This is a genomic window from Kribbella sandramycini, from assembly GCF_013131805.1.
Classification (GTDB): Bacteria; Actinomycetota; Actinomycetes; order Propionibacteriales; family Kribbellaceae; genus Kribbella; species Kribbella sandramycini.
Genome location: NZ_JABJRC010000002.1, coordinates 1,123,565 through 1,136,600, shown reverse-complemented (window position 1 = coordinate 1,136,600; position 13,036 = coordinate 1,123,565). Strand labels below are relative to the sequence as shown.

Here is a 13,036-nt window from a genome sequence, read left to right as displayed (position 1 = left end):
GTGTCAGTGGGCGTCGGCCGGGCCGACCGGTCCGGACGCCGCGCGCTTCGGGGGGACGCCGGGACCGGAGATGGCGGCCGCCGCGGCGATGCTGTCCTTGGCCGCCTGGACGACGGCGGCGGTGGTGATGCCGAACTCGTCGTACAGCTTCTGGTAGTCGGCCGAGGCGCCGTAGTGCTCGATGCTGACGCTGCGGCCGGCGTCGCCGACGATCGCGTGCCAGCTCTGGGCGATCCCGGCCTCGACCGAGACCCGGGCGCGGACGCCGGCCGGGATCACGGACTCGCGGTAGGCGTCGTCCTGCTCGTCGAACCACTCACGGGAGACCAGCGAGACGACGCGGGCGTTGATGCCCTCCGCGGCCAGCTGCGCGCGGGCCTCGACGGCGAGCTGCAGCTCCGAACCGGTGCCGATCAGGACGACATCCGGCGTGCCCTCGGTGTCGAGCAGCGTGTAGCCGCCCTTCTTCACGTTCTCCGTGCCGGCGAAGCCCTCGGCGCCGCGCGGGAAGGTCGGCACGTTCTGCCGGGTCAGCGCCAGCGCCGCCGGGCGGTCGGTGTGCTCGAGGATGGCCTCCCAGGCGGCGGCCGTCTCGTTGGCGTCACCGGGGCGGACGACGTCCAGGCCCGGGATCGCGCGCAGCGCCGACAGGTGCTCGATCGGCTGGTGGGTCGGGCCGTCCTCGCCGAGGCCGATCGAGTCGTGCGTCCAGACATAGGTGACCGGCAGCTTCATCAGCGCGGCCAGCCGGACCGACGGGCGCATGTAGTCGGAGAAGACCAGGAACGTGCCGCCGTACGGACGGGTGCCGCCGTGCTGGGCGATGCCGTTCAGGATCGCGCCCATGCCGTGCTCGCGGATGCCGAAGTGCAGCACGCGGCCGTACTCGTCACCCTGGAAGGAGGACGTCGAGCGCTCCGCCGGGATGAACGACGGCTGACCCTTCGGGGTCGTGTTGTTCGAGCCGGCCAGGTCGGCCGAGCCGCCCCACAGCTCCGGCAGCTCGGGCGCGATCGCGCTCAGCACCTCGCCGGAGGCGGCGCGGGTGGCGACGCCCTTCGCGCTGGCCTCCCAGCTCGGCAGGGCCTTCGCCCAGCCGTCGGGGAGCGTGCGGGTCGCGAGCCGGTCGAACAGCGCGGCGGCCTCGGGAGCCGCGGCCCGCCACTTCTCGAACTCGGCGTTCCAGGCGTCCTGCAGGGCCTGGCCGCGCTGGACGGCCTCGCGGGTGTGCGCGATCACGTCGTCCGCGACCTGGAAGTCCTGCTCCGGGTCCCAGCCGAGGACCTCCTTGGTGGCCTGCACCTCGTCGGCGCCGAGCGCCGAGCCGTGGATCTTGCCGGTGTTCTGCTTACCGGGCGAAGGCCAGCCGATGATCGTGTGCAGCCGGATGAAACTCGGCTTGTCGGTGACCGCCTTGGCCGCCTCGATCGCGTCGTACAGGGCCTGGACGTTCTCCTCGTACCCCGTGCCGCCGTTGGTCCAGTCGACGTCCTGGACGTGCCAGCCGTACGCCGCGTAGCGGGCGTTCACGTCCTCGGAGAAGGCGATGTCGGTGTCGTCCTCGATGGAGATCTTGTTGGCGTCGTAGATCACCGTCAGGTTGCCGAGCTGCTGGTGGCCGGCCAGCGACGAGGCCTCGGCCGAGACGCCCTCTTCGAGGTCGCCGTCGGAGGCGATCACGTAGACGTGGTGGTCGAACAGGCTCTCGCCCTGGGCGCTGTCGCGGTCGAACAGGCCGCGCTCGCGGCGGGCGGCCATCGCCATCCCGACCGCGTTGCCGACGCCCTGGCCGAGCGGGCCGGTCGTGGTCTCGACACCGGGGGTGTGCCGGTACTCCGGGTGGCCCGGGGTCTTGCTGCCCCAGGTGCGCAGCGACTTCAGGTCGTCCAGCTCGAGGCCGAAGCCGGCCAGGTACAGCTGGATGTAGAGCGTCAGGCTGGAGTGACCGGCCGACAGCACGAAGCGGTCGCGGCCGGCCCAGTGCGGGTCGGCGGGGTTGTGCCGCAGCACCTTCTGGAACAGCAGGTACGCCGCCGGCGCCAGGCTCATCGCCGTCCCGGGGTGGCCGTTGCCGACCTTCTCCACCGCGTCCATCGCGAGGACCCGCACGGTGTCGACCGCGCGCTTGTCGAGGTCGGTCCATTCAAGCTTGGGGCTGGTCTTCTCCGTCACGCCGGCGGCGCTCCTCTCGATGGCTGTCAAACCACGTGCTGGTTCTCGGTCAGGAGCCTACTCGCCGGCACGTTTCAGGCGTCTCACAGATCAGCAACCCGGACATGTACGTCGTTGTTCCCGGGCTCGCGGTGACATTGACCAGGGGGGTGGTCGGCGCCTCCTACGGGGCGTCGTAGACTGTCGAACCGTCAGCGCCGGTACCCGGCGTCAACCCCATCGAGTTCGAGGTGTTCGTGACGGCCGTCGACCCGCGTCCAGCGATGACGTCGTACCCGGCGCCGCAGCCCGACGCCCCTGCTGTGGTGTCCGTGCGCGACGTCGTGAAGGCGTACGTCGGGCTGACCAAGCCGCGCATCATCGAGCTGCTGCTGATCACCACCGTGCCGGTGATGTTCCTGGCCGCCGGGGGCGTCCCCGGGCTGGGCGTCGTCGCCGCCACGCTGATCGGCGGCATCCTCGCGTCGGGCAGCGCCAACACGATCAACTGCGTGCTGGACCGCGACATCGACGAGCAGATGCGCCGGACCCGCCGCCGCCCGCTCCCGCGGCACGCGGTCAGCCCGCGCTCGGCGACGATCTTCGGCGTCGTGCTCGGCGTCCTGGCCACGATCGAGCTCGGCCTGTTCGTGAACTGGCTGTCCTCGGGCCTCGCGCTCGCCGCGAACCTGTTCTACGTCTTCGGCTACACCATGGTCCTGAAGCGCCGGACCGTGCAGAACATCGTCTGGGGCGGGATCGCCGGCTGCTTCCCGACCCTGATCGGCTGGACGGCCGTCACCAACGAGCTCGCCTGGACCCCGTTCGTCCTGTTCGCCGTCGTCTTCTTCTGGACCCCGCCGCACACCTGGGCCCTCGCCATGCGCTACCGCGAGGACTACGCCTCGGTCGACGTCCCGATGCTCCCGGTCGTCGCCACCCCGGTCCAGACGGCCCGCCAGATCTTCGCCTACTCGATCATCATGGTCGCCACCTCGCTGGCGCTGTGGCCCATCGCCGGCACCGGCTACGTCTACCCCCTCGCAGCCGCTGTCCTCGGCGTCGTCTTCCTCCGTGAGTCCCGCAACCTCCTCCTCCGTGCCCACACCGGCGCCGAAGGCGCCGCCCTCCGCCCCATGCGCCTCTTCCACTTCTCCAACATCTACCTCGCCCTCCTCTTCATCGCCGCAGCCATAGACCCCCTCCTCCGCTAACCACCCCTCCGGCGCGAAAAGGACACCGCCTCCGGCAGCGACAGCCCGCTCGGCGCCTCCGGCGCATGCGCGGACTTTTCGCTCGCTCGGGCCGGTCGGCCCGAAACCCCGCCAGGGAAGCGGGCCCAGCGGGAGCACCCGTTGGGCTGAGGCCGAGCCACACTCAACCCGCGCTGGCTGCCCGGCTCCAGGCGGTGGCCAGTTGTGTGCGACTGGTGTGCGGGTGGGTGCGGACGGTTGTGGGGGTTGAGGTCTTGATCTGGTTGCGGGGTGGGGTTGTGATGTTGGGGTCTGTGGAGGGGCTCCGCGTCTGGGGAGACACAGATCAGGGGGTTCGGCGTGGGCGCGCGAAGATGTACGGCATTGGTTGGCGTGGTGGGGTTGGCGGGGAGTTTGCTGGTGGCGGGGCCGGCGGCAGCTGGTGGGGGTTTGCGGCCGGTGGCGACGGGGCTGGACGGTCCACGGGGTGTGGCGACGTATGGGCACAAGGTGATCTACGGCGTCACGGACGGGTCGGTGTGGGCTACTGACGGCCGGAAGAAGTGGAAGCTGGGTCAGGTGCCAGGCGGTTTCCCACCGGCCGTGGACACGAACGTGTGGGGGACGACGTACGCCCTGACGGGAGCCGGAGGTGAGCCGGGGCAACCGATCCCGCCAGGCGGCGCGACCCTGTTCAAACTGCGCCCGGGCAAGACACCCCTCGCGGTAGCGAACATCGCCAAGTACCAAGCGAAAGACCCGGACCCGTACAACCTCGGCGACCCGCCGACCGAATCCAACCCGTACGGCGTCGCCGCGCTCAAGGACGGCACGGTCCTGGTGGCCGATGCGGCCGGCAACGACCTCCTGCGGGTCTGGCCCAACGGCAAGATCAGAACGGTCGCCAGGCTGAAACCGCGGGTCGTGAAGGTCCCCGCCGGCCTTGGCGCCGGCGCACCGCCGGCCGGTACGCCGATCCCCAGCGAAGCGGTCGCGACATCGGTGACCGTGGGCTCCGACGGCTACTGGTACGTCGGCGAGCTGCGCGGCTTCCCAGCCACCAAGGGCACCTCGCAGATCTGGCGGATCAAACCCGGCTCGATCAACGCCGTCTGCGACCCGGCCGAACCCCACAAGGGCAACTGCAAACGGTACGCCGACGGCTACACCAGCATCGTCGACCTGGCAGCGGGCCCACACGGCAAGCTCGCCGTCGCCCAGCTTGCCCGGGACAGCTGGCTGAAGTTCGAACTCGGTGGATCGCCGATCGGCTCACTGATCGTGCAGGACCGGCACGGGCATCGCCGGGAACTTGCCCGCGGCAAGCTCAACCTGCCCGGCGGCGTCGCCTACAACCGCTGGGGCGACCTGTTCGTCTCCAGCCCGATGTTCGGCCCTGGGGCCGTCTACCGGGTCAGGTAGCCGGCGTCCCGCGTTCGCCGTAAACGGCGGTGACGAGCGCGATCAGCAAGGCGGCGAAGAACATGTGAATCAGCACGAGCACCCAGGGCAGGTTGGTGAAGTACTGCGTGAAACCGACCACGCCCTGGAGTAGCTCGGCGGCCAGCAGCCAGGCCGCGAGTTTGCGCAGCGTGCGCGAGGTCGCGGTTACCCGGGTCGCGATCACGAGCGCGATCGTGATGCCGAGCAGGCCGAACACGACGTCGGCGTGCAACTGGCTGATCAGCTCCTCGTCGAAACCGTTCCGGCCGGTGTCCGGGTCGCCCGAGTGCGGCCCGGCGCCGGTCACGAGGGTACCCACGGCAACAGCCAGCCAGACCGCTACCACGGACGCCGTCGCCAGCGCCCGAACCACCGGGGGAGTGTGCGGATACGGGCTGGTCCGCGACCGCCGCATCATCGACACCGTCAGCGTGATGATGATCGGCGAGACCAGGAAGTGCGCCGAGACGATCCACGGGTTCAGCCCGGTGAGAACACTCACACCGCCGATGACGGCCTGCAGCGGGACGCCGAGCGCCGCCGCGGTCGCCAGCCGGCGCAGATCCCGCCGGATCGGCCGGTACCGCATCACGGCCAGCCAGGTGCCGATCGCAACGATCGCGACCACGAACCCGAGCATCCGGTTCCCGAACTCGATCGCCCCGTGCATCCCGAGCTCCGGGTGTGGCACGTACGACTCGTCCGTACAGGAAGGCCACGTCGGGCATCCCAGCCCCGACCCGGTCAGCCGAACCAGCCCACCGGTCACCACGATCCCGATGTTGACGATCACCGAGGCCCACCCCCAGCGCCGCACCGCATCCAGGCTCGGCTCAGGCACCAGACGCCAGAACCGGCCGACGGGTTCAGTCTCTTGAGGCGGGGTCTCCACGGTCATCACCGGCACACTCTAAAGCTCAGTCCCATCGGAAGGTTCGGGAGACCAGGTAACCGAGGACTCCGGCCCACAAGGCCAGCGACAACGCGGCTGCCCAGGGGACGATGCCGTCGACGGTCGAGTTCGACAGGCCGTTGGCCAGCGCGGCGCTCGGCAGCAGGCGGACGACGGACTGCATGCCGGCCGGGTACTCGTCGACCGGGGTCATCACGGCGCCACCGACGAGTAGGAGGAGGTAGATCAGATTGGCAGCGGCCAGTGTGGCCTCGGCGCGCAGGACGCCGGCCATCAGGAGGCCGAGCGACGCGAACGCCGCCGTCCCGCAGAAAATCATCAGCAGGACGCCGAACACGGCCGCGGGGCCGCCGGCCGGCTGCCAGCCGAGCGCGAAGCCGGTGCCGATCAGGACCGCGAGCTGGATGACCTGGACGGCCAGCACCGCGCCGATCTTCCCGGCCAGTAGGCCGGTCCGGGACAGGGGAGATGCGCCGAGCCGCTTGATGACGCCGTAGCGGCGCTCGAATCCGGTGGCGATCGCCAGTGAGGTGAACGACGAGGACAGCACGGCCAGCGCGAGCACCCGCGGCACGGCCTCGTCGACCGGGCGGCCGTCGCCGAGCGGCAACCGGTGGCCAAGACCCGTTCCGCCGAGCAGCAGCAGCAGGCCGACGGGGATCACCAGTGCCAGCAGCAGTTGCTCGCCGTTGCGCGCGAGCAGCTTGAACTCCATCCGCGTGTGCGCCAGCACCTTCCGGGACCAAGGCGCGCTCCCCGGCTGCGGCGCATATGTCGTCATCAGTTCTCTCGCTTGGGCGCGGTGAGCGCCAGGTAGACGTCTTCCAGTGACTTGGTGCCGTGCTCGGTGAGCGAGTCCGGCGTGCCGGAGGCGATCAGCTTGCCGGCCGCGAGGACGTGAACGTGGTCGGAGAGTTGCTCGGCCTCGTCCATCGCGTGCGTGGTGAGGACGACGGTGACGCCGTCGTCGCGCAGGTCGCGGATCAGCTGCCAGATCTCCCGGCGGCCGTGCGGATCGAGGCCCGTGGTCGGCTCGTCCAGGAAGGCGATCTCCGGCCGCCCGACGATCGCCAGCGCGAGTGAGAGCCGCTGCTTCTGCCCGCCGGACAACCGCCGGTACGGCGTTTTCCCGCAGGTCCCGAGGTCGAGTCGGTCGACCAGCGTCGCGATGTCGAGCGGATGCGAGTGCAGGCCGGCGACGTACCGGAGCATCTCCAGCGCGCGGACGCCGGACCACGCGCCGCCCTCCTGGAGCATCACGCCGATTCGCGGCATCAATTCGTCGTGGTCGGCGATCGGGTCCAGCCCGAGGACCCGGACGGCGCCCGAGTCCGGCCGGCGGAAGCCCTCGCAACTCTCCACGGTCGTCGTCTTGCCGGCGCCGTTGGGGCCGAGCACGGACGTCACGGAGCCGCCGGTTACGGTGAGACTGAGACCGTCGACCGCGGCCTTCTCGCCGTACCGCACGACGAGGTTGTCGATCTCCACCGCGACTGGCACAACCGCAGCATAGAGAACAGGTGAACGTGACCTCGCTCACGCCCACCCCTTTTCCGCAGCGGAAGCCCGTGAACCGGTTAGGGGAGCCTTATTTGAAGGGCCCGCCGAATTACGCGACACTGATGTTGTGAAAACGTCCGCAAGCTCCGGAGCGGCGCCTGCCGGCACCGGCAGCGCGCGGGACGAGTCGACCCGGGACCGGGTCGCCCGCTCGATTCTCACCAACGGCCCGTCCAGCGCCGCGGTGCTCGCCGAGCGCCTCGAGCTGACCCCGGCCGCCGTCCGGCGGCACCTCGATCACCTGCTCGAGGAGGGGCTGGTCGAGGCCCGCGAGGAGCGCGTCTACGGCCCGCGCGGCCGCGGCCGCCCCGCGAAGGTCTTCGTGCTGACCGACTCCGGCCGGCACGCGTTCCACCAGGCGTACGACGACCTGGCCGCCACCGCGCTGCAGTTCATCGCGGAGGCCGGCGGGGACGAGGCGGTCGCGGAGTTCGCGCGCCGCCGCGCCGTCGAGGTGGGGCAGCGGTACCAGGAGCTGATCGACGCGGCTCCGGAAACCGACAAGGCGGAGGCGCTGGCCCAGGCGCTCACCGGCGACGGCTATGCCGCCTCCACCGCGGTCAAGGGCCAGGGCACCCAGCTCTGTCAGCACCACTGCCCGGTCGCCCATGTGGCCGAGCAGTTCCCCCAGCTGTGTGAGGCCGAGACCGAGGTGTTCGCCACCTTGCTCGGCCGCCACGTCCAGCGGCTGGCCACCATCGCTCACGGCGACGGTGTCTGTACGACGCACATCCCGGGGCCCGCCCCGGTTTCTCCTGTATCCGACGGCGAATCTGCGAGGACTGCACGATGACGCAAACCGCTCACCCCGAACTGGAAGGCCTCGGCAACTACCAGTACGGCTGGGCCGACTCGGACGCTGCCGGCGCGGTCGCGCAGCGCGGCCTGAGTGCGGACGTGGTCCGCGGGATCTCGTCGCTGAAGAGCGAACCCGAGTGGATGCTCGACCTGCGGATGAAGGGCCTGAAGCTCTTCGACCGCAAGCCGATGCCTTCCTGGGGCGCCGATCTGTCCGGGATCGACTTCGACAACATCAAGTACTTCGTCCGGTCGACCGAGAAGCAGGCCTCCAGCTGGGAGGACCTGCCCGAGGACATCAAGAACACCTACGACAAGCTCGGCATCCCGGAGGCGGAGAAGCAGCGCCTGGTCGCCGGCGTCGCCGCGCAGTACGAGTCCGAGGTCGTCTACCACCAGATCCGCGAGGACCTGGAGGAGCAGGGCGTCATCTTCCTCGACACCGACACCGGCCTGAAGGAGCACCCGGAGCTCTTCCAGGAGTACTTCGGCTCCGTCATCCCGGTCGGCGACAACAAGTTCGCCGCGCTGAACACGGCGGTCTGGTCCGGCGGCTCGTTCATCTACGTGCCCAAGGGCGTCAAGGTGGACATCCCGCTGCAGGCCTACTTCCGGATCAACACCGAGAACATGGGCCAGTTCGAGCGGACGCTGATCATCGTCGACGAGGACGCCTACGTCCACTACGTCGAGGGCTGCACGGCGCCGATCTACAAGTCGGACTCGCTGCACTCCGCGGTCGTCGAGATCATCGTGAAGAAGGGCGCCCGCTGCCGCTACACGACGATCCAGAACTGGTCGAACAACGTCTACAACCTGGTCACCAAGCGCGCCACCTGCGAAGAGGGCGCGACCATGGAGTGGATCGACGGCAACATCGGCTCCAAGGTGACGATGAAGTACCCGGCCGTCTACCTGATGGGCGAGCACGCCAAGGGCGAGACCCTGTCGGTCGCGTTCGCGGGCGAGGGCCAGCACCAGGACGCCGGTTCCAAGATGGTGCACAACGCGCCGTACACCTCCAGCTCGATCGTCTCGAAGTCCGTGGCCCGCGGCGGCGGCCGGACGTCGTACCGCGGTCTGGTCGAGGTCGCGCCGGGCTCGCACCACAGCAAGTCCACGGTGCGCTGTGACGCGCTGCTGGTCGACACGATCAGCCGCTCCGACACCTACCCGTACGTCGACGTCCGCGAGGACGATGTCGCGATGGGGCACGAGGCGACCGTCTCCAAGGTCTCCGACGACCAGCTCTTCTACCTGATGAGCCGGGGGATGGCCGAGGACGAGGCGATGGCGATGATCGTCCGCGGCTTCATCGAGCCGATCGCCCGCGAGCTCCCGATGGAGTACGCGCTGGAACTCAACCGGCTCATCGAGCTGCAGATGGAAGGGGCCGTCGGCTGATGTCGACCGAGACACTGGTCGCTACTGGAAACAAGGCGCATTCGCACGGGCCGGGCTCGCCGGTCCCGCTGCAGGCGCGTAGTGAGCGGCCGACGTCGTACGACGTCGACGTCTTCCCGGTGCCGAACGGACGCGAAGAAGAGTGGCGTTTCACCCCGGTGAAGGCGCTGAAGGCGCTGTTCGAGGACGCCGAGGGCACCGAGACGCCGAAGATCGACGCGACCGGCCCCGAGCGGGTCGAGATCGAGACCGTCGTCGCCGACGCGCTCAAGGTGCTCACCCCGCAGGACCGCCCGTCCGCGATCGCGTGGAAGCGGTCGGCGTCGGCGCTGGCGGTGCGGATCCCGAACGAGGCCGAGCTGACCGAGCCGGTGCACGTGAACGTCGCCAGCCTCGGCGGCCGCGGTTTCACGCACCTGATCGTCGAGGCCGGCCGGCACAGCCGCGGCCTGGTCATCATCGACCACACCGGCGCGGGTGAGCTGAGCGGTAACGTCGAGATCAAGGTCGGCGACGGCGCGGAGCTGCGGGTCGTGAGCATCCAGCAGGGTGACCACGAGTCGATCCACCTCGCCCAGCACGACTCGGTCGTCGGCCGGGACGCCAAGCTGAAGCACGTCGTCGTGACGCTGGGCGGCAAGGTCGTCCGGATCAACGCCAACGTCCGGTACGCCGGCCCGGGCGGCGACGCCGAGTTCCTCGGCGTCTACTTCGCCGAGTCCGGTCAGCACCACGAGCACCGGCTGTTCGTCGACCACGAGGCCACGAACTGCAAGAGCAACGTGCTCTACAAGGGCGCCCTGGCCGGTGACGACGCGCGCTCGGTCTGGATCGGCGACGTGCTGATCCGCGCCGCGGCCGAGGGCACCGACACCTTCGAGCTGAACCGCAACCTGGTCCTGACCGAGGGCGCCCGCGCCGACTCGGTGCCGAACCTGGAGATCGAGACCGGCGAGATCGAGGGCGCCGGGCACGCGTCGGCGACCGGACGCTTCGACGACGAGCAGCTGTTCTACCTGCAGGCCCGCGGTATCCCCGAGGACGCCGCCCGCCGCCTGGTGGTGGCCGGCTTCTTCAACGACATCATCGGCAAGATCGGCGTCCCCGAGGTCGTCGACCACCTGCACGAGGTGATCGAGGCGAAGCTCGCCCGTACGGCGCAGCTGAGCGAGTCCGCCAAGGCGGCGCTCGGCCAGTGAGCGACAGCTTCGAGCGCGCCTGCGCCGCCGCCGACGTACCGGACGAGGGAGTCGTCTCGGTGGAGATCGGCGGCGTCGAGGTGGCGGTCGTGAAGAGCGAGGGCCAGTACTTCGCCGTCCGCGACGAGTGCTCACATGCGCAGATCCAGCTGTCCGAGGGCGATGTCGGCAACTGCGAGATCGAGTGCTGGCTGCACGGATCGCGGTTCGACCTGCGCACCGGCGAGCCGCTCAGCCTGCCCGCCTACGACCCGGTCCCGGTCTATCCGGTCCGCGTCGAGGGCACCGACCTCCTGGTCGACGTCAAGAACCCCCTGAACCAGCAGTCCCTGTAAAACGAACCGGAGACAGAGAAACCTCATGGCGACACTCGAGATTCGCGACCTGCAGGTATCGGTCGACACCGAAGCCGGCCCGAAGCAGATCCTGCGCGGCGTCGACCTGACCATCGCCGGTGGCCAGACGCACGCGATCATGGGCCCGAACGGCTCCGGCAAGTCGACGCTGGCGTACTCGATCGCCGGGCACCCGAAGTACAACATCACCGGCGGCACCGTCACGCTGGACGGCGAGGACGTGCTGGACATGTCCGTCGACGAGCGCGCCCGGGCCGGCCTGTTCCTGGCCATGCAGTACCCGGTCGAGGTCCCCGGCGTCTCGGTGGCCAACTTCCTGCGCACCGCCAAGACCGCCATCGACGGCGAGGCGCCGAAGCTGCGCACCTGGGTGAAGGACGTCAACACCGCGCTGGCGTCGCTGGAGATGGACCCGGAGTTCGCCACCCGCAACGTCAACGAGGGTTTCTCCGGCGGTGAGAAGAAGCGCCACGAGATCGTCCAGCTGGAGCTGCTCGACCCGAAGATCGCGATCCTCGACGAGACCGACTCCGGTCTCGACATCGACGCGCTGAAGATCGTCTCCACCGGGGTCAACCGGTTCGCGGAGAAGGGTGACAAGGGTGTCCTGCTGATCACCCACTACACGCGGATCCTGCGCTACATCAAGCCGGACTTCGTCCACGTCTTCGTCGACGGCCGCGTCGCCGAGGAGGGCGGCCCGGAGCTGGCCGACGAGCTCGAGGCCAACGGTTACGAGCGCTTCCTGAAGGCTGCGGCCAAGTGACGGACGCCCGGACCTTCAGCAGTCCGCTGGACCTGCAATCGGTCCGGGCGGACTTCCCCATCCTGAGCCGTGAGCTCGCGAGTGGTTTTCCGCTGGTCTACCTGGACTCGGCGAACTCCTCGCAGAAGCCGCGCCAGGTGGTCCAGGCGATCGAGGACCATTACCTGATCCACAACGCGAACGTCGCCCGCGCCATGCACCAGCTCGGCGCGGAGGCGACGGCGGCGTACGAGGGTGGCCGGGACAAGGTGGCCGCGTTCATCGGCGCGACCAACCGAGACGAGATCGTCTTCACCAAGAACGCCTCCGAGGCGCTCAACCTGGCCGCGCACACACTCGGCGCCGGGCTGCAGCCGGGGGACGTCGTCGTGATCTCCGAGATGGAGCACCACAGCAACATCGTCCCGTGGCAGCTCGCCTGTGAGCGCACCGGCGCGACGCTGAAGTGGTTCGGCGTCACCGAGGACGGCCGGCTCGACCTGTCGAATCTCGACGAGCTGCTCACCGAGCAGACCAAGGTCGTCGCGCTGACCTGGGTGTCGAACGCGCTCGGCACGATCAACCCGATCGCCGACATCGCCGTCAAGGCCAAGGCCGTCGGTGCGACGGTCGTCGTCGACGCCTCGCAGGCCGTGCCGCAGTTCCCGGTCGACGTCTCGACGCTGGGTGTGGACATCCTCGTCTTCACCGGGCACAAGGCGGTCGGCCCGACCGGGATCGGCGTCCTCTGGGGCCGGTACGAGCTGCTCGCCGAGCTGCCGCCGTTCCTCGGCGGCGGCGAGATGATCGAGGTCGTCCGGATGACCGGCTCCACGTACGCGCCGCCCCCGGCGCGGTTCGAGGCCGGTACGCCGCCGATCGCGCAGGCCGTCGGGCTCGGCGCCGCCCTGGACTACCTGTCCGGGATCGGCATGGACAAGATCGCCGCCCACGAGCACGCGATCGTCGAGTACGCGCTGGAGGGGCTGAAGACCGTCAAGGGCCTGAAGCTGCTCGGCCCGGCCGACGCCGCGGACCACGGCGGCGCGATCAGCTTCGAGCTGGCCGGCGTCCACCCGCACGACGTGTCGACCGTGCTGGACACCCGCGGCATCGCCGTCCGCGCCGGGCACCACTGCGCGCGTCCGGTCCACGAGCGGTTCGGAATGCAATCGTCGACCAGAGCGTCTTTCTACCTGTACACGACTCCGGGGGAGATCGACGCGCTCGTCGACGGCCTCGAATTCGTCCGTAGCTTCTTCAAGGTGGACTGA

General features: G+C 69.6%; 12 protein-coding genes. 8 read left to right on the top strand and 4 right to left on the bottom strand.

All coding sequences use genetic code 11. From position 1 onward, the window contains the following. Positions 1 to 3: 3 nt before the first annotated feature. On the bottom strand, positions 4 to 2,172 hold the full coding sequence (gene tkt / locus HPO96_RS12635) for a transketolase (protein ID WP_171673537.1): 2,169 nt from the start codon (positions 2,170 to 2,172) through the stop codon (positions 4 to 6). Between the two features lie 263 nt (positions 2,173 to 2,435). Here tkt and HPO96_RS12630 point away from each other — a divergent pair, with 263 nt between their 5' ends. Continuing rightward, complete coding sequence (locus tag HPO96_RS12630) at positions 2,436 to 3,365, top strand: heme o synthase (RefSeq protein WP_171673763.1); 930 nt, start codon at positions 2,436 to 2,438, stop codon at positions 3,363 to 3,365. A gap of 468 nt (positions 3,366 to 3,833) precedes the next feature. Further along, positions 3,834 to 4,766 (top strand): ScyD/ScyE family protein, encoded by a 933-nt coding sequence (locus HPO96_RS12625; RefSeq protein ID WP_171673536.1) that lies wholly within the window; start codon positions 3,834 to 3,836, stop codon positions 4,764 to 4,766. Here HPO96_RS12625 and HPO96_RS12620 read toward each other — a convergent pair. The 3 genes from HPO96_RS12620 to HPO96_RS12610 are packed head-to-tail and all read right to left on the bottom strand — an operon-like array spanning position 4,759 to position 7,200. After that, positions 4,759 to 5,685: a COX15/CtaA family protein gene (locus tag HPO96_RS12620; RefSeq protein ID WP_171673762.1), complete on the bottom strand. Its 927-nt coding sequence runs from the start codon at positions 5,683 to 5,685 to the stop codon at positions 4,759 to 4,761. The two genes, HPO96_RS12625 and HPO96_RS12620, sit on opposite strands and share 8 nt — an antisense overlap. Positions 5,686 to 5,704: 19 nt before the next feature. Next, positions 5,705 to 6,481 carry an ABC transporter permease gene (locus tag HPO96_RS12615; protein ID WP_171673535.1) on the bottom strand — a complete coding sequence of 259 codons (777 nt, stop codon included), beginning with the start codon at positions 6,479 to 6,481 and terminating at the stop codon, positions 5,705 to 5,707. Next, entirely contained in the window at positions 6,481 to 7,200 is a 720-nt protein-coding gene (locus HPO96_RS12610) for an ABC transporter ATP-binding protein (protein WP_337796607.1), read from the bottom strand. The genes HPO96_RS12615 and HPO96_RS12610 overlap by 1 nt, the downstream gene beginning before the upstream one ends. A gap of 127 nt (positions 7,201 to 7,327) precedes the next feature. Here HPO96_RS12610 and HPO96_RS12605 point away from each other — a divergent pair, with 127 nt between their 5' ends. The 6 genes from HPO96_RS12605 to HPO96_RS12580 are packed head-to-tail and all read left to right on the top strand — an operon-like array spanning position 7,328 to position 13,036. Further along, on the top strand, positions 7,328 to 8,053 hold the full coding sequence (locus HPO96_RS12605) for a helix-turn-helix domain-containing protein (RefSeq protein ID WP_171673534.1): 726 nt from the start codon (positions 7,328 to 7,330) through the stop codon (positions 8,051 to 8,053). Next, entirely contained in the window at positions 8,050 to 9,462 is a 1,413-nt protein-coding gene (sufB, locus tag HPO96_RS12600) for a Fe-S cluster assembly protein SufB (protein WP_171673533.1), read from the top strand. Before HPO96_RS12605 ends, sufB begins: the two co-directional genes overlap by 4 nt. Next, a complete protein-coding gene (gene sufD, locus HPO96_RS12595; RefSeq protein WP_238354973.1) occupies positions 9,462 to 10,661 on the top strand; it encodes a Fe-S cluster assembly protein SufD in 1,200 nt (399 codons plus the stop codon). Before sufB ends, sufD begins: the two co-directional genes overlap by 1 nt. Further along, positions 10,658 to 10,996, top strand: a complete 339-nt coding sequence (locus HPO96_RS12590; RefSeq protein ID WP_171673532.1) for a Rieske 2Fe-2S domain-containing protein — start codon at positions 10,658 to 10,660, stop codon at positions 10,994 to 10,996. The genes sufD and HPO96_RS12590 overlap by 4 nt, the downstream gene beginning before the upstream one ends. A gap of 25 nt (positions 10,997 to 11,021) precedes the next feature. After that, positions 11,022 to 11,783, top strand: coding sequence for a Fe-S cluster assembly ATPase SufC (sufC, locus tag HPO96_RS12585; protein ID WP_171673531.1), 762 nt, complete (start codon positions 11,022 to 11,024; stop codon positions 11,781 to 11,783). Continuing rightward, entirely contained in the window at positions 11,780 to 13,036 is a 1,257-nt protein-coding gene (locus HPO96_RS12580; protein ID WP_171673530.1) for a SufS family cysteine desulfurase, read from the top strand. The genes sufC and HPO96_RS12580 overlap by 4 nt, the downstream gene beginning before the upstream one ends.